This is a genomic window from Micromonospora orduensis (genome assembly GCF_006228125.1).
Classification (GTDB): Bacteria; Actinomycetota; Actinomycetes; order Mycobacteriales; family Micromonosporaceae; genus Micromonospora; species Micromonospora orduensis.
In genome coordinates this window covers 1-16,463 of the sequence record NZ_VDFY01000251.1, presented here as the reverse complement: position 1 = coordinate 16,463, position 16,463 = coordinate 1, and the positions used below count along the sequence as shown (strand labels likewise).

The following is a 16,463-nucleotide window of genomic DNA, read 5'->3' as shown; positions in this document are numbered from 1 at the left end:
ACGATCACGGGCCACCCGCACAACGTCATCGCGGAACTCACGGGGGTAGGGCTTGGGCACAGCAACATCCTTCCAGCCCGCCACCAGGGCAAGCCAACTCAGATGTCACCTATCGGTGCAGCAGACCCTCTAGGCACAGCGTGCCATTGGCGAGGTAGAACGCGAAGAACCGGTAACACGACCTGACATCTCCCGGCAACTGGCCCACGCGCTGATCATGCAGCACTGGCCGGTGCACTGCTACCCGGTGGCAAGCCACGTAGCCGCGCAGCAGCGAATCGCCCCTACGGCCGTGTCCTGCCGGCGCGGGCTCGTCAGGCTGCCTCAGCCATTGATCGGATTCCTGGCCAGGAGACGGCGTGACCGTTTGGCTTTATCCGGGACCGAGATCAACCAGGAAAGTGCTGGTGGGCCGGAGGTACCACCATGCGAACCACGGTATGACGGTCGTCGGTGAGCCGCTGCCGGTCGCGATAGCCGGTCCAAGGGCGTCAGGCCGATGATCCTCGGGCGGTGCCGTCAGGACGCCCCGAGCAGTCGGATCTCGCAGCGGACGCCGCTGGCCTTGGCGAGCCGACCATCACCCGTCACGAGTGGGCAGGCCATCAACTCCGCCGCCGCGACGTAAGCCGCGTCGTACGCCGTGACATTGCCCCGCAACTGCCACATCCGGTCAAGCAGCATCGCGACGCCCACCTCGTCGATGACCAACGAGGGTAGGGTGTCGACCGCCTCCTGAGCACGGGCAAGGCCGAGCTTCCCCCCGAGGACCTTGCCTCTGATCACGGACATGACCTCGACCAGAAGATGGCCTGGCGCGGCCCAGTGCGGATCTCCGGTCAGTTCTGCCCGCGCCGCGTCGCCTACCGGTCCGTCATCGACCAGGGCATCGGCCAAGGCCGACGCATCCACGACGATCACGCGGCGCTTCCCCACGGTCCGCGCTGCTCTCGCTGGTCGCTCAACTCGGCGGCACTCTCCCCCGGCAGGGAGCGAGTACCGTCCGATCGGCCGGCGAAGCGATCGAGGGCTGCCGTATTGCGCAGCCGTCGGGCCTGCGTCTCCACCAACTCCAGCAGGTACGCCTGGAGGGACTGCCCGCGCGCTTTGGCTTGCGCTGCCAGGGCGTCCCGTACTTCTTCCGGCACGTCCCGAATCTGGAGAGCAACCATGCATTCATTATGCATGCAGAGTCGGTGCGGTGCGAGGTCTTCTGTCACTGCCATCAGAAGAGTCGCGGGGCCGCCTCGCCGAAGCCTCGGCCAGGGCACGGGTGTTATGCCTTGTCAGCGTGCTCGGCGTGACCGTTCATTGACCAAGCGTCAAGAGACGCGGCGCGTCCTCGAGGTATCGGAACTGCCCACCGGCCGGCCGCTCGGGCGTGCCGACTTCAGGTCGGGGTTGGCAGTTCTCATCGACAGCCTGCATCCGATGCTGAACAGCGACACGCTGATGGCGATCGGCCATGGCGACGGGGAGTTTCTGTCGAGCCAGAGCCGGCACGAGGTGCGACAGCGTCCTGACCGGGACAGCTGCTGCTGGTAGCCCGGGCCGACCTTCCGAGGATCCGACTGCACAACAGCCGGAAAACGAAGCAGCGGCCCGGTCGATGATCGCCTCGACCAAGCCGCTGACCTGCTGATCCAAGGGTGGAGCCCAGGGGACTCGAACCCCTAACCCCTGCCTTGCAAAGGCAGTGCTCTGCCAGTTGAGCTAGGGCCCCGTCGGGCGGCTGCGGCGCCGCCAACCGTTTCGCCGCTGAACCTCAGCGCAGGTCGGGCGCGGTGGTCGCCTCGTGCCACAGGGCGCGCTCGTCGTTCGAGGCCTTGACCTTGTTGTAGACGACGGCGGCCACGCCGACGACGCCGGCCAGAATCAGCAGCTTCTTGAACATGGGGCGACCCCTCGCGCTCGACTACCGTCGGACGACATGCGGTGGGGCTAGATGGAATCGAACCATCGACCTCAGAGTTATCAGCTCTGCGCTCTAACCGACTGAGCTATAGCCCCGCGTTACGACGAGCAAGATTAACCCATCTGCCGGGCCAGCCCCAAATCGGGGTCCGCACCTGCGAGCCGGGTCGTCGCCGCCTGCAAAACCTACCCGAGTACGGGACGCCGGAGCGACCGCTTTCCGCGGTGCCCCGGCGTCCCGGTCACTCAGTCCCGCTCGGCGAGGGTCAGCTCGATCCCGCCGACCAGGTCAGCGCAGACGTTGTAGACGAACGCTCCCAGCGTGGCCAGCGCGGTGAACAGCACCACGTTGACCAGGCCGATGAGGGCCGAGCTGAGGATCACGCCCTTGGCGGTGATCTGGAAGCCACTGGTGCTCTGCCCACCGCCGGCGTTGACCAGGTCGCTCAGGCTGTCGTTGACGCTCTGGAACACGCCCATCGCGTCAAGCGCCAGGTAGAGCACCGACGTGGCGACCACCACGACGATGAACAGCACCACCGACACGGCGAACGCGAACTTCATCACGGACCAGGGGTCGATCCGCTTGAGGTTCAGCCGGGCCCGCCGCGGTCCGCGGGACGCTGCGGAACTGACCGAGGTACGCGCGGCGCGTACCGCGTCGCCGACCCGGGCGGCCCCCACGGCCGACGGGTTACCGATGCCCGGGGGCAGCCCACCGCCGCTGGCCGGCCGACCGGCACCGCCGGTACGACCCGAGTCCGGCTGGGTCATGCCGGGCGTGATCCGGGGCTGGGTGCCTGTGGTCCCGGCGGATGTCGCCTGACCGGGCCGGGTGGTGATCGGCTGTGTGGTCGTCGGGCGGGCCGGCGGCGCCGCCGCTGCCGGGGGCGTGGCGGCGGACGTCGGCGCCTCGACACCAGCCGTCTCACCCTTGTCGCCCGATCCGCCGTCCTCGGCGGGCTCCGGCGGAGGTGTCATACCGGGAGCCCGGGTGAATTTCGGGGCAGGCGCGTCGGCGGGGACCGTTGCCCGGCCCACGGCCGCGCGGCCGGTCGCTGGTGTGCCGCCCTTGGCGGCCTCCTCGTCGACCGGGTTGGCCGAGGTCCCCGTGTTCCCCGACTTCGCCTGTGTCTCCGTCATTCAACTAGTCCTGTTCGTCAGGCTCGTCGGCATTGCGAGCAATCGCCACGATAGTCACGCCGTCCGGGAGGTCCATCAGCTTAACCCCCATTGTGTTCCGGTCACGCGTACGGCGTACAGGCTTCACCGGAGTCCGGATGACACCACCGTTGCTGGTGATCGCGAAGAGCTCGTCGTCCGGGTCGATCACCACCGCGCCGACCAGACCACCGCGCCGTTCGGTGATCTTCGCAGTCAACACGCCCTTACCTCCCCGGCCCTGCACCGGGTATTCCTCGATGGGGGTACGTTTCGCGTATCCCCCGTTCGTCGCCACCAGAACGTCCAGGCCCTCCCGGACGACCTCCATGGCGAGCAGGACGTCGTCGTCCGTGAACCGCATACCGATCACGCCTGAGGTGGCGCGGCCCATCGGCCGCAACGCCTCGTCCGAGGCGTTGAACCGGATCGCCTGCGCCTTCTTGGAGACCAGCAGCAGGTCGTTCTCCGGTGCCACCAGCGCAGCACCGACCAGCTCGTCCTCATCGCGCAGGTTGATCGCGATGATGCCGCCGGAACGGTTGGAGTCGAACTCCTCGAGCCGCGTCTTCTTCACCAGGCCGTTCTTCGTGGCCAGTACCAGATAGGGGGCTACCTGGTAGTTCGGGATTTCGATGATCTGCGCGATCTGCTCGTCGGGTAGGAAAGCGAGCAGATTGGCCACGTGTTGGCCCTTGGCTACCCTACTGGCCTCCGGCAGCTCGTACGCCTTGGCCCGGTACACCCGCCCCTTGTTGGTGAAGAACAGGATCCAGTCGTGGGTTGAGCAGACGAAGAAGTGGCTGACGATGTCGTCCTGCCGCAGCGTGGCGCCGCTGACCCCCTTGCCGCCGCGACGCTGCGAGCGGTAGAGATCGACCTTGGTCCGCTTGGCGTACCCGGTCCGGGTGATCGTGACGACCACGTCCTCGCGGGCGATGAGGTCCTCCATGGAGACCTCGCCGTCGAACGGAATGATCTGCGTACGCCGCTCGTCGCCCCACTTGGCGACGATCTCGCCCAGCTCCTCCGAGACGATCCGGCGCTGCCGCTCCGGCTTGGCCAGGATGTCCTTGAGGTCGGCGATCTCGATCTCGAGCTTGGTGAGGTCGTCGACGATCCGCTGCCGCTCCAGGGCCGCGAGGCGGCGCAGCTGCATGTCCAGGATCGCGGTGGCCTGGATCTCGTCGATCTCCAGCAGCCGGATCAGGCCCTGCCGGGCGTCGTCCACGGTGGGCGAGCGCCGGATCAGCGCGATCACTTCGTCGAGGGCGTCCAGCGCCTTGGCCAGACCGCGCAGGATGTGCGCCCGCTCCTCGGCCTTGCGCAGCCGGAAGGCGGTCCGTCGGCGGATCACGTCGATCTGGTGCTCGACGTAGTAGCGGATGAACTGGGCCAGGTTGAGCGTGCGCGGCACCCCGTCGACGAGGGCCAGCATGTTGGCGCCGAAGGTCTCCTGGAGCTGGGTGTGCTTGTAGAGGTTGTTCAGCACCACCTTGGCGACCGCGTCGCGCTTGAGCACCAGCACGATCCGCATGCCGGTACGACCGGAGGACTCGTCGCGGATGTCGGCGATCCCGGCGAGCTTGCCCTCCTTGATCAGCTCGGCGATCCGCTCGGCCAGGTTGTCCGGGTTGACCTGGTAGGGCAGCTCGCTGACGACCAGGCAGGGCCGGCCCCGCTTATCCTCCTCGACCTCCACCACGGCGCGCATCCGGATCGAGCCGCGACCCGTGCGGTACGCGTCCTGGATCGCGGTCGTGCCGACGATGAGACCGTGGGTCGGGAAGTCCGGACCCTTGACGATGCCGAGCAGGGCTTCGAGGGTGGTCTCCTCGTCCTCCTCCGGGTGCTCCAGGCACCACTGCACCGCCGCGCCGATCTCGCGCAGGTTGTGCGGGGGGATCTTGGTGGCCATGCCCACCGCGATGCCCTCGGAGCCGTTCACCAGGAGGTTGGGGATCCGCGACGGCAGGATCGTGGGCTCCTTGGCCCGGCCGTCGTAGTTGTCCTGCAGGTCGACGGTGTCCTCGTCGATGTCCCGCAGCATCTCCATGGCGAGGGGGTCGAGCTTGCACTCGGTGTTGTGGCTGACGAACCCGTCCGAGACAAACGAGTGGTCGTCGGTGTCGACCCGGACGCTGTAGACCGGCTGCACGCCGGCGTCCGTGATCTGCGCCACCTCGGCGTAGTAGAAGCGACCGTCGACCAGCGGCTCGACCACGTCGAGCACCTCGGTGTTGGTGATCCGGGCGGCGATCCCGTCGCGGTCCCGCTCCCACCGCTCGATGCGGTCCACGTTGTGCCGACGCAACCAGTCCCGCTCGGTCCAGCGCGTCGCGCCGTGCTCACGGATGAAGTCGCCGACCAGCGGCACATGGTCGCTGGAGAGTGCCGTACTGCTCGCCGGCACCTGGGCCAGCTCGGCCTCCAGCTTGGCCTGCTTACGACCGAGGAACCCGACGTGCGCGGCGAAGATCCGGGCGTCGCGGCGGTTGGTCACCACGACCTTGATCTCGCCGTCGTCGTAGCGGGTCTGCCGGCTGATCACGCCGAACTCCAGCAGCAACTGCTGGACCTCGGCCGCCAGCTGCTCGCTACGCGTCGAGTACGAGATCTGCATGGTGTTGCGCGGCAGCAGCGACGACGAGCCGTCACCCTCGAACAGCGCCTGGAGGAACGCCCGCTTGACCGCGGCCGGCCCCTGCCAGACGAACTCGGGAACGAACTTCGCGGCGCTGCGCGCGCCCACCATGTCGCCGAGGAGGCTCGTCCGCAGCGCGGTGAGCTCCTGCACGTCGAGCTCGTGCAGCGTGCTCCCGGAGGCGATGACCCGCTCGCTGACGTAGCGAGGCCCACCGACGGCGAGGTCGTAGGCCGCGAGGACGCGGACGAAGAACTCCCGGTCGACGTTGTTGAACCCGGCCCGGCCCGGAGAGACCCACCCCTCGCTGACGAAGGCGCCGGCGACGATCGCGGCCTCGACGTGCTCCAGCATCGGGTAGCCGATCTCGTCCGGCACGCTGCGCTGCAGGACCACCCGGTCACCGGGGGAGATCTCGGCGAGCAGCTTCCACAGCAGGGTCGGCACGCCCGCCACGTCCACCAGGCAGAGCACCGGGTGGTTGTGGGTGCCGGTCAGCTCGTACCCCTCGCGGGTGCGCAGCCGCAGGGTGGGGTGCTCGCCGGAGTGGAAGAACTTCGAGGCGCGGACCAGGTCACCGTTGCGGTCGCGGACCTTCAGGTCGATGTCGGTCTCGCTGGAGGGTGCGGCGTCCGACACCACGTCCGCGATCCGCAGGCTACCCGCAGCGGTACGAATACGAACATCTCCGGACAAGCAGTATCTCATGGCCGCAGCCGGATCATTTCCGGGCGAGCCGAAGTTGCCGTTGCCGTCGACCAGCGGGTAGCGCAGCGACCAGGGCTGGGCCATCCGGACCAGCGCGTCGTAGATCGCCGAGTCGCCGTGCGGGTGGAACTGGCCCATCACGTCGCCGACGACGCGGGAGCACTTCACGTAGCCGCGGTCCGGCCGATAGCCGGAGTCGAACATGGCGTAGAGGATCTTGCGGTGGACCGGCTTGAGGCCGTCCCGGACGTCCGGCAGCGCGCGACCGACGATGACGCTCATCGCGTAGTCGAGGTAGGAGCGCTGCATCTCCACCTCGAGCCCGACCGGTTCGATCCGGTCGTGCGCGACCACCGCGGCGATGGCCTCGGCGGGGACCTCGGGCTCGTTCGGTGTGGACTCGGGAGAATCGGTCACTGTATACCCTTATCAGACTCAGAGTCGTTTTCGTGCTGTGGATAACGGCTGTGGATACCGGCCAAGCTGTGGATAACTCTGTGGACCAGCGGGTCGGCCGGGCGCTGCCCGGCCGATCCACCACGGTCCGTCAGATGTCCAGGAACCGGACGTCCTTGGCGTTGCGCTGGATGAACGACCGGCGCGCCTCGACGTCCTCACCCATCAGCACGCTGAACAACTCGTCGGCGGTTGCCGCGTCGTCGAGCGTGACCTGACGCAGGGTACGCGTCGCCGGGTTCATCGTGGTCTCCCACAGCTCGGGATAGTTCATCTCGCCGAGGCCCTTGAACCGCTGGATGTCGTCCGGCTTGGCGTTCGGCTTCTTCTGCTGGCGCAGCGCGATCAGCCCGTCCCGCTCGCGGTCGGAGTAGGCGTACTGCGCGTCGTCGCCCTTCTTGTTCCACTTGATCTTGTAGAGCGGCGGGGCGGCCAGGTAGACGTGGCCCAGCTCGACAAGCGGGCGCATGAAGCGGAACAGCAGGGTGAGCAGCAGCGTCTGGATGTGCTGGCCGTCGACGTCCGCGTCGGCCATCAGCACCACCTTGTGGTAGCGCAGCTTCTCCATGTCGAAGTCGTCGTGGATGCCGGTGCCCAGCGCGGTGATCAGCGCCTGGACCTCGTTGTTCTTGAGGACCCGGTCGATCCGGGCCTTCTCCACGTTGAGGATCTTGCCGCGGATCGGCAGGATCGCCTGCGTGCGCGGGTCGCGACCCTGCTTGGCCGAACCACCTGCCGAGTCGCCCTCGACGATGAACACCTCGGACTCGCGCGGGTCGGTGGACTGGCAGTCGGCCAGCTTGCCCGGCATCGAGCCGGACTCCAGCAGCGACTTGCGCCGGGCCAGCTTGCGCGCCTGCTGGGCGGCGATCCGGGCGCGGGCAGCCTGGGAGGCCTTCGTGATGATCATCTTGGCCTCGGCCGGGTTACGGTCGAACCAGTCGACCAGCCACTCGTTGCAGACTCGCTGCACGAAGCTCTTCACCGGGGTGTTGCCCAGCTTGGTCTTGGTCTGACCCTCGAACTGCGGGTTGGCCAACTTGACCGAGATGATCGCCGCGAGCCCTTCGCGGATGTCCTCGCCGGAGAGCTTCTCGTCGCCCTTGAGCAGCTTCTTGTCGGTGCCGTACCGGTTGACCACGCTGGTCAGCGCGGACCGGAAGCCCTCCTCGTGGGTGCCGCCCTCGTGCGTGTTGATCGTGTTGGCGAAGGTGTAGACCGACTCGCCGTACGACTCGTTCCACTGCATGGCGATCTCGACCGACATGCCCTCCTCCTCGGCGCCGAACTCGACCACGGTCTTGTGGATCGGGTTCTTCGAGGCGTTGAGGTGCCGGACGAAGTCGGCGATGCCGCCCTCGTAGAAGAAGGTGACCTCGCGCTGCCGGCCGTCCTCCTCCTCGGCCACCCGCTCGTCGAGCAGGTGGATGCGCAGCGCGCGGTTGAGGAAGGCCATCTCCTGGAGTCGCCGGTAGATGGTCTGGAAGTCGAAGTCGACGGTCTCGAAGACGTCGGGGTCGGGCCAGAAGGAGACCGCCGAGCCGCTGCGGTCGGTGGTCTCACCCTTCTCCAGAGGACCGGGCTTGGAGTTGTTGTACTGCTGTCGCCACACGAAGCCGGACTTGTGGATCTCCACTGCCATCCGGGTGGAGAGCGCGTTCACGACGGAGACGCCGACACCGTGCAGACCGCCGGAGACCGCGTACGCCTTGCCGTCGAACTTGCCACCCGCGTGCAGCACGGTCAGCGCGACCTCCACACCCGGCTTCTTGAGCTTCGGGTGCAGGTCGACGGGGAAACCACGGCCGTTGTCGGTGACCCGGACGCCGCCGTCGGCGAGCAGCACCACGTCGATGGTGTCGCAGTATCCGGCCAGTGCCTCGTCCACCGCATTGTCGACGACCTCCCAGACGAGGTGGTGCAGACCACGCTCGCCGGTCGACCCGATGTACATACCGGGCCGCTTGCGGACCGCCTCCAGCCCTTCGAGAACGGTGATCGACTCTGCGCCGTACTCCTGCTTGTCCTGCGCTGCCACCCTCGGCCACTTTCTCGCGTCGTCGGCGCCGGATAGGGCGCGTCGGGCGCGGGTTCGGCGGACAGGACGCGACGTCGGCGCGCGGACCGGTGCCGGAGACTTCCGGACAGCGGGTCGAACGCGCCGGTCGCCGCGGTTGCCCGCGGATCGCGATCGGCTCGACCCGACGTGGAGAATTGATCCTGGGGCCACCGGCCCCGTCGCACGCTCCGCACCGGGTCTTCGTCTCACCGTCAATCCTACTGTGCGCGAAGGACAGAACCACCACTCGGCACCCTCAACGAGGCGGCTGAGATGTCCATAGCCGGCAGAACCCCGCTGCCCACGACTCCCCCCACACGCCAGGCTCCGATCGCACGCGCCGCCCCCGGACGGGTTGACCCGCGCCCGGGCGGGTCGGGGGTCGCGGCCAGCCCGCCCGTGCCGTACGTTTGCGGCGCCCCGGAACCGCCCTTGATCTTTACCGGTCGGAACCGGGACGATCGACCCGATCGACCCGACACGTGCTCTTTAAGAGGTGACAGATGGGGCTGGACAACGTCGCGGTGCACTGGCCGCGGACCGGCCGCTTCTACGATCCGGTCGCGCCGGCCGAGTTCGTCGACTTCGGCGAGATCGTCGACGTACCCCGAATCTCCGCGCCGACGGCGGCGCTGGCCGAGCTGATCGCGAAGACCGGCACCGTCCGGGCGACCGCCTACACCGAGCTGGTTGATCTCCTGCTCGGCCTCGAAGGTGTGTTGTACGCCACAGACGCCGCTGCCGAGGACGAGGACCCGGTCATCGACCCGGACGGCTGCGCGTGGATCGCCGGCGGGATCGAGCGTTTCGTGACCAGCCACCGCGAGTACGGCGACGCCGTCACGTTCGAGTCGGTGAGCGTCGTGCTGCGGGCCTTGCTCGGTGACGGCCGGTTGGCCGAACAGCAGCTGCGGTGGCTGGAGAGCCGACTCGACGCGTTGCGCGACGAGAGCGGCGATCCGCCGCAGTGGAACTTCACCTGCGCCGAGTTGGGCGTTCTGGCCGCCTTCTACCGGCGCTGCGCCGAGCGCGGCTTCGCGGTCTACGCGGACGCCTGACCGGCCTGCGGGGTGGGGTGATCGCCGCCGGGACGGTTGGCCGCGAGGATCACCTGGGTGAGGACGGCGTGCAGCTGTTGCAGGTCCTCGATCGGCAGCCCGAGCCGTTGGACGATCGCGGCCGGGATGCGTTGCGCCTGAGCACGGAGTGCCACTCCGCTGGGGGTGAGGGTGACCGCGAGGCTGCGCTCGTCGGCGGCGTCGCGCTCACGCCGCAGGTAGCCGGCCGCTTCGAGGCGCTTGAGCAGCGGTGACAGGGTGCCCGGGTCGAGTTGCAGGAGGCGGCTGAGGTCGCGGCCGGACAGCGGCGCGTGCTGCCACAGCGCCAGCATGACCAGGTACTGCGGATGGGTCAGGCCCATCGGCTCCAACAGCGGCCGGTAGACGGCCACGACGCTGCGCGCGGCCACCGACAGGGCGAAGCAGACCTGCTGTTCCAGTGCCAGCGGGTCGGCACCGACCGGTGGTTCGCTCATCTGTTGCCCTCCTGACGCACGATGACTATCGTACCGATCATTGGTACACCAACTGTTGGTGCGCCAATCAAGTGGCGGGAGGGTGGAGGCCCAGATGAGCGAGGACGGCGCGGCCAAGAGTTCCCCGGGCGAGGGCGGCCGGTTCCTGCGGTGGGCGTACCGGTACCTCGCCGGGCCGGCCGAAGGCGTGCAGGGAGCGATCCAGGGCGGCTCGGCCGAGGCCCGCGAGGCCTGGAAACGCGACCTGGCCGAGCGAAAGCGCTACACCCGGGAACAGCGCGAACGCCGGCGCGCCGCCCGGCAGAACTGACCCGCCCGCTCAGCCGTAGGTGTCGCGCGGCCCACGGCCCCGCACCCGCCGCGGCCCCTTCTGCCACGACGGCGCGGCCGGGCCGTGGATGTGCAGCTTGCGCACCACGTTGTGGCCGACCTCGCTGGCGATCTGCTTGAGCAGCGAACCGGCCAGCAGCCGCAGCTGCGTCGCCCAGGCGGTCGAGCGGGCCTCCACGGTCAGCTCGCCGTTCTCCAGCTTCACCGGCCGGCTGTGCTGGGCGACCTCCGCGCCCACCACCCGCTCCCACGCCCCGAACACCGTGGCCTCGGCCGCGGGCTGCTGCCAGCCGCGCGCCTTCACCAGCCGGTTCAGCACCGCGCCGAGCGGCTGCGGGTCGCGCGGGTCGGGGCCCGGACCGGAATAGCCGCGCAGCCGCCGCCCCGAGCCGCCGGCGCCGTCGCCACCGGAGCCACCGCCGGGGGTACGCCGTGCGCGGGCCGCCGCCTGCCGGCGGGACAGCGCCGCGTCGAGTACCGCCCTGGCCAGCTCCGGGCCGGTCGCGGCATCCGGCTGCGCACCGCCGTCGGCGCCCGCCGCTCCCGGCGTACCCGCCCCGGTGGTGTCGCCGGGCCGCCCGGCATCGCCCCGGTTGGCGCGTGGTTCATTCGACACGGCGGACCGTCCCCTCGCAGACCTGGTAGCGGGTGCCGCGCAGGGCCGCCGGCACGTCGTCGTCCACCGCGCACGTCACCAGCAGTTGACTCGCCCCACCGACCAGCTCCGCCAGCCGATCCCGACGGCCGGTGTCCAGTTCGGCGAAGACGTCGTCGAGCACCAGCACCGGCTCGATCCCGTCGGCGCGCAGCAGGTCGTAACCGGCCAGCCGCAGCGCGAGCGCGAACGACCAGGACTCGCCGTGGCTGGCGTACCCCTTGGCGGGCAGCGGGCCGAGGGTGAGCGCCAACTCGTCGCGGTGCGGGCCGACCAGGGTGGTGCCCCGCTCGATCTCGGCCGAACGGGACGCGGCCAGGGCCGCCGTCAGCGCCTCGGCCAGCGCGGCCCGGTCGGTGGTCGGCTCGGCCAGCTCGATCGAGGGGCGGTAGGCGATGCTCGCCGCGCCCCGCCCGGCGGCCACCGCGTCGTACGCCTTGGCGACGTGCGGGGTGAGCGCGGCGACCAGCTCCAACCGGCCGGCGAGCAGCTCCGCGCCGTGCTGGGCCAGGTGGGTGTCCCAGACGGCGAGGGTGCCGAGGTCACCGCCGCGCGACCCGCCCGTCTTGCGGGCCAGGTACGCGGTACGCAGCAGGGCGTTGCGCTGCTTGACCACCCGCTCGTAGTCGGCCCGCACGCCCGCGTACCGGGGCTGGCGGTTGACCAGCAGGTCGTCGAGGTAGCGGCGACGCTCGGCCGGGTCACCCCGGACCAGCTCCAGGTCCTCCGGCGCGAAGAGCACCAGCCGCAGCGCGCCGAGCACGTCCCTGGCACGTCGCGCCGGGGAACGGCCCAGCCGGGCGCGGTTGGCCCTGCCCGGCACGATCTCCAGCTCGACCAGCAGCTCCCGGCCGTCGTGCACCACCGCGCAGCGGATCACCGCCGAGGCGGCGCCCATCCGGACCAGTGGCGCGTCCGTGGCGACCCGGTGCGAGTCCAGGGTCGCCACGTAACCAAGCGCCTCGACGAGATTCGTCTTGCCGACGCCGTTGGCGCCGATCAGGACGTTCGCCCCCGGCTGAAGGTCGACGGCGACCCGCTCGTACGAGCGGAAGTCGACCAGTTCCAGCCGGTGGACGTACACAGGGTGTGGATACCGCTCAGCGCTTGTGGACGGCGTGGCCACCGAACTGCTGACGCAGCGCGGCGACGGCCTTCATGGCGGGTGAGTCGTCCTGCCGGGAGGCGAACCGGGCGAACAGCGAGGCGGTGATGACGTTCAGCGGCACGGCCAACCGGACCGCCTCGTCGACCGTCCACCGGCCCTCGCCGGTGTCCTCGGTGTAGCCGCTCAGCTCGGCCAGCTCCGGGTCCTCGTCGAGAGCCCGGTCCAGCAGGTCGAGCAGCCAGGAACGCACGACCGTGCCCTCGCGCCAGGACTTGAAGACGCCAGGCACGTTTGTCACCAGCTCGGAGGCGGTTAGCAGCTCGTAGCCCTCGGCGTAGGCGTGCATCAGGCCGTACTCGATGCCGTTGTGCACCATCTTCGAGTAGTGCCCGGCGCCGACCGGCCCGGCGTGCACGAAGCCGAACTCGCCCTCCGGCTTGAGCGCGTTGAAGATCGGCATGAGCCGGTCGACGTGCTCCTGGGCACCGCCGACCATCAGCCCGTAGCCGTTCTGCCGGCCCCAGACACCACCGGAGACGCCCACGTCGATGTAGCCGATGCCGCGCTCGTTCAGCCGCTCGGCGCGGGGCGCGTCGTCGCTGAACCGCGAGTTGCCGCCGTCGATGATGATGTCGCCCTCGCCGAGCACCGCGGCGAGTTCGTCGATGGTGGCGTCGGTGACGCCGGCCGGCACCATGACCCACACCGCGCGCGGGGACTCGAGCTTGTCCGCCAGTTCCGCGAGGCTCGCCGCGTCGCTGATCTGCGCGTTGTGGTCGAAGCCGATCACCTCGTGCCCGGCCGAACGCAACCGCTCGCGCATGTTGCCGCCCATACGGCCGAGTCCTACCAGGCCGAGCTGCATGTGTTTCTACCTCCGTGGATCTGGGTGTTGCTGGACGCGATCAGCGCGACACGCGGATCGGCATGATGAGGTACCGGTACCCCGGAATGACCTCGCCATCCTCGCCGGCGGGTGAGATCACCGCGGGCTTGAAAGCGTCGACGAACGAGAGCATGGCGGTCTGCGAGCCGAGGTTGGCCAGGCCGTCGATGAGGTACTGCGGGTTGAAGCCGATGGTCAGCGGGTCCCCGGTGAAGGTCGCCTCCATCGCCTCGCTGGCCCGCGCCTCCTCGGATCCACCGGCCTCGACCACCAGACCGTCGGCGCTGAAGCTCAGCAGCACCGGGGTGGCCCGCTCGGCGACCAGCGCGACCCGCTTGACCACCTCGATCAGGGTGCTGACCGGCACGCGGGCCTCGGCGTTGTGGGTGGCCGGGAAGAGTGAGCGCACCGGCGGGTAGTTGGCGCCGTCCAGCAGCCGGCTGGTGGTCCGCCGGGTGCCGCCGGCCAGGCCGACCATGCCCTCGCCGGCGGCACCCTGCGCGAGCGCGAGGGTGACCTCGCCACCCAGCGGGCCGAGCGCCTTGGCGGTGTCGTTCAGGGTGCGGGCCGGCACCAGGGCGTTGATGCTCACCTCGGGGTCGTCCGGCCGCCACTGGATCTCGCGCAGCGCCAGCCGGTAGCGATCGGTCGCGAGCATCGACAGCGTGTCGCCGGACAACTCGACGCGGACGCCGGTCATCATCGGCAGCGTCTCGTCCCGGCCCGCGGCGACGGCCACCTGGGCGACCGCCGTGGCGAACGCGGCGGCGTCGACCGTGCCGGCGCTCTGCGGCATCTCGGGCAGTGCCGGGTAGTCCTCCACCGGCATGGTGGGCAGGGTGAACCGGGCGCTGCCGCAGACCAGCTCCAGGTGCGCGCCGACCGCAGCGATGTCCACCGGCTTGGCGGGCAGCGCCTTGGTGATCTCGGCGAGCAGGCGACCGGAGACCAGCGCGGCGCCGTCGGCGTCACCCTGCACCTCGACGGTGACCTGGCTGGAGACCTCATAGTCGAAGCCGGAGACCCGCAGGTTGCCATCGGTGACGCGCAGCATCACCCCGGCGAGCACCGGTACGGATGGCCGGTTCGGCAGGCTCTTCGCGGTCCACGCCACGGCCTCGGCGAGCGCGTCGCGCTCCACTCGGAACTTCATCAATGCCTCCGCGTCGACGTCAGCGACAACTCTCTCATGCCGACCGCTGCCTACCGTCCCGCCCGACCGTGCGGGTACCCATCGCACCTTAGGGCGCGGGGGCATCGGCTGTGCGCCCGACCCCGTGGATCGTGTCGGTGCTGACGTCTGCTTCCAGCAGCGTTCGGCACGATCCACAGAAAGCCCAACGGTGATGATTGGTTTTTGTTCTCTTAGAAGAGATAACCCATCGTCTTCATCGCACCTGTGCAAACTGTGGAGAACCCGCGTTCGCGCAGCTCAGACAGGTTATCTACAGGTGATTTAGCTGTGGAGAACCGGGGGTACAACCGGCTTGTGTGTCCACAGCCCGGGGTGGACGGCCGGTTGTCCACCGTTGTCCACCGGTTGTCCACCGGTAATCCACCGACTTTCTCCCCAAGCCTGTGGATCGCCGAGAAGATCACCATGACCGTCATCCCCAGAACCTTCAACAGCTCGTACACAGGGCCATGATCATCGGTGGACAACGCGATGGTTGTCCCCAGGCGTCCACAGCGTCGTACACAGGGTTTCTCCACAGCCTGTGGGTAACCGGCCACGAGCGGACCGTAGTTATCCACCGCCGGTGGACAACGAGCTGTGGACAACGAGCGGCAAACGAAGCGGACACGGCCTCGATGCTGTGGTCTGCACCATGTCGAGGGTCAAGCGGACGACCACCGGAACGGCGAAAAAGAACGCCCGGCCGGAGATCCGGCCGGGCGTGTCCCGAAGCGATGGCGCCGCCGTGGCGGCGGGCGTACCCCTCAGGTGTTCTGTTTGATCCGGTTGGTCAGCTCGGCGATCTGGTTGTAGAGCGAACGCCGCTCCGCCATCTGCTGCCGGATCTTGCGGTCCGCGTGCATGACTGTGGTGTGGTCCCGGCCACCGAACGCCTGCCCGATCCGCGGCAGTGACAGCTCGGTCAGCTCCCGACACAGATACATGGCCACCTGGCGGGCGTTGACCAGCACCCGGGAGCGGGACTGGCCCCGCAGGTCCTCCAGGCTCACCCCGAAGTAGTCCGCCGTGGAGACCATGATCTGGTCCGCCGTGATCTCCGGGCCGGCGCCGTCCGGGATGAAGTCCCGAAGGACCTCCTCGGCCAGCGACAGCTCGACCGTCGACCGGGTCAGACTGGCGAACGCGGTCACCCGGATCAGCGCGCCCTCCAACTCCCGGATCGAGTTCGACACCCGCGACGCGATGAACTCCAGCACGTCCGGTGGGGCGTAGAGCCGCTCCTGCGCCGCCTTCTTCTGCAGGATCGCGATCCGCGTCTCCAGATCCGGCGGCTGGATGTCGGCGAGCAGACCCCACTCGAAGCGGGTCCGCAGCCGGTCCTCCAGCGTGGCCAGCTGCTTCGGCGACCGGTCCGACGTGATCACGATCTGCTTGTTGGCGTTGTGCAGCGTGTTGAAGGTGTGGAAGAACTCCTCCTGGGTGCGCTCGCGGTTCTCCAGGAACTGGATGTCGTCGATCAGGAGGATGTCGACGTCCCGGTAGCGCCGCTGGAACGCGCTGGTCTTGTCGTCCCGGAGCGAGTTGATGAAGTCGTTGGTGAACTCCTCGGTCGAGACGTACCGCACCGACCGGGCGTTGCCGAGCGTCGTGGCGTAGTGCCCGATGGCGTGCAGCAGGTGCGTCTTGCCCAGCCCCGAGCTGCCGTAGATGAACAGCGGGTTGTACGCCTTCGCCGGCGACTCGGCCACCGCGACGCTCGCCGCGTGCGCGAACCGGTTGGACGAGCCGATGACGAACGTCTCGAACATGTACTTCGGGTTGAGGCGGTTGCCGCCGGTGTCGGCGCCCGGCAGCCGGCGGTCGTCCCGCC

15 protein-coding genes and 2 tRNA genes are annotated in these 16,463 nt (G+C 69.0%); 3 read left to right on the top strand and 14 right to left on the bottom strand.

Annotation, left to right across the window (positions count from 1 at the left end; translation table 11 throughout):
• Positions 1-519 precede the first annotated feature (519 nt).
• From FHG89_RS28080 to gyrB, 8 genes are all read right to left on the bottom strand, one after another.
• The gene (locus tag FHG89_RS28080; RefSeq protein WP_139587420.1) at positions 520-936 is read right to left on the bottom strand and encodes a type II toxin-antitoxin system VapC family toxin; all 417 of its coding nucleotides are present in this window, start codon (positions 934-936) and stop codon (positions 520-522) included.
• Positions 918-1,172, bottom strand: a complete 255-nt coding sequence (locus FHG89_RS28075) for a FitA-like ribbon-helix-helix domain-containing protein (protein ID WP_139587419.1) — start codon at positions 1,170-1,172, stop codon at positions 918-920. Before FHG89_RS28075 ends, FHG89_RS28080 begins: the two co-directional genes overlap by 19 nt.
• 478 nt (positions 1,173-1,650) lie before the next feature.
• Positions 1,651-1,723, bottom strand: a tRNA-Ala gene (locus FHG89_RS28070).
• 42 nt (positions 1,724-1,765) lie between these two features.
• Positions 1,766-1,894: a DLW-39 family protein gene (locus FHG89_RS33995; protein WP_225854086.1), complete on the bottom strand. Its 129-nt coding sequence runs from the start codon at positions 1,892-1,894 to the stop codon at positions 1,766-1,768.
• A 42-nt stretch (positions 1,895-1,936) separates the two neighbouring features.
• A tRNA-Ile gene (locus tag FHG89_RS28065) sits at positions 1,937-2,010 on the bottom strand.
• A gap of 150 nt (positions 2,011-2,160) precedes the next feature.
• Positions 2,161-3,057 carry a DUF3566 domain-containing protein gene (locus tag FHG89_RS28060; RefSeq protein WP_139587418.1) on the bottom strand — a complete coding sequence of 299 codons (897 nt, stop codon included), beginning with the start codon at positions 3,055-3,057 and terminating at the stop codon, positions 2,161-2,163.
• Between the two features lie 4 nt (positions 3,058-3,061).
• Positions 3,062-6,844, bottom strand: coding sequence for an intein-containing DNA gyrase subunit A (gene gyrA / locus FHG89_RS28055; RefSeq protein ID WP_139587417.1), 3,783 nt, complete (start codon positions 6,842-6,844; stop codon positions 3,062-3,064).
• A 130-nt stretch (positions 6,845-6,974) separates the two neighbouring features.
• Complete coding sequence (gyrB, locus tag FHG89_RS28050) at positions 6,975-8,921, bottom strand: DNA topoisomerase (ATP-hydrolyzing) subunit B (protein WP_139587416.1); 1,947 nt, start codon at positions 8,919-8,921, stop codon at positions 6,975-6,977.
• Positions 8,922-9,445: 524 nt separating this feature from the next.
• Between gyrB and FHG89_RS28045 the strand changes: the two genes are divergently transcribed.
• Positions 9,446-10,000: a hypothetical protein gene (locus tag FHG89_RS28045; protein WP_139587415.1), complete on the top strand. Its 555-nt coding sequence runs from the start codon at positions 9,446-9,448 to the stop codon at positions 9,998-10,000.
• Here the strand turns inward: FHG89_RS28045 and FHG89_RS28040 are convergent.
• On the bottom strand, positions 9,985-10,476 hold the full coding sequence (locus FHG89_RS28040; RefSeq protein WP_139587414.1) for a MarR family winged helix-turn-helix transcriptional regulator: 492 nt from the start codon (positions 10,474-10,476) through the stop codon (positions 9,985-9,987). The genes FHG89_RS28045 and FHG89_RS28040 overlap by 16 nt on opposite strands.
• A gap of 94 nt (positions 10,477-10,570) precedes the next feature.
• On the opposite strand from FHG89_RS28040, the gene FHG89_RS28035 reads away from it, so the two are divergent.
• Positions 10,571-10,786 carry a hypothetical protein gene (locus tag FHG89_RS28035; RefSeq protein WP_139587413.1) on the top strand — a complete coding sequence of 72 codons (216 nt, stop codon included), beginning with the start codon at positions 10,571-10,573 and terminating at the stop codon, positions 10,784-10,786.
• 9 nt (positions 10,787-10,795) lie between these two features.
• Here the strand turns inward: FHG89_RS28035 and FHG89_RS28030 are convergent, their stop codons facing one another.
• The 4 genes from FHG89_RS28030 to dnaN are packed head-to-tail and all read right to left on the bottom strand — an operon-like array spanning position 10,796 to position 14,608.
• Entirely contained in the window at positions 10,796-11,422 is a 627-nt protein-coding gene (locus tag FHG89_RS28030) for a DciA family protein (RefSeq protein ID WP_139587412.1), read from the bottom strand.
• Positions 11,412-12,545, bottom strand: a complete 1,134-nt coding sequence (recF, locus tag FHG89_RS28025; protein ID WP_139587411.1) for a DNA replication/repair protein RecF — start codon at positions 12,543-12,545, stop codon at positions 11,412-11,414. Before recF ends, FHG89_RS28030 begins: the two co-directional genes overlap by 11 nt.
• Positions 12,546-12,561: 16 nt before the next feature.
• Positions 12,562-13,434 carry a phosphogluconate dehydrogenase (NAD(+)-dependent, decarboxylating) gene (gene gnd, locus FHG89_RS28020; RefSeq protein WP_139587410.1) on the bottom strand — a complete coding sequence of 291 codons (873 nt, stop codon included), beginning with the start codon at positions 13,432-13,434 and terminating at the stop codon, positions 12,562-12,564.
• A gap of 40 nt (positions 13,435-13,474) precedes the next feature.
• A complete protein-coding gene (gene dnaN / locus FHG89_RS28015) occupies positions 13,475-14,608 on the bottom strand; it encodes a DNA polymerase III subunit beta (RefSeq protein WP_139587409.1) in 1,134 nt (377 codons plus the stop codon).
• Between the two features lie 607 nt (positions 14,609-15,215).
• On the opposite strand from dnaN, the gene FHG89_RS28010 reads away from it, so the two are divergent.
• On the top strand, positions 15,216-15,413 hold the full coding sequence (locus tag FHG89_RS28010; protein ID WP_139587408.1) for a hypothetical protein: 198 nt from the start codon (positions 15,216-15,218) through the stop codon (positions 15,411-15,413).
• Here FHG89_RS28010 and dnaA read toward each other — a convergent pair.
• Positions 15,397-16,463: chromosomal replication initiator protein DnaA (dnaA, locus tag FHG89_RS28005; protein ID WP_139587407.1), on the bottom strand; the 1,067-nt coding region annotated here is incomplete at its 5' end. The genes FHG89_RS28010 and dnaA overlap by 17 nt on opposite strands.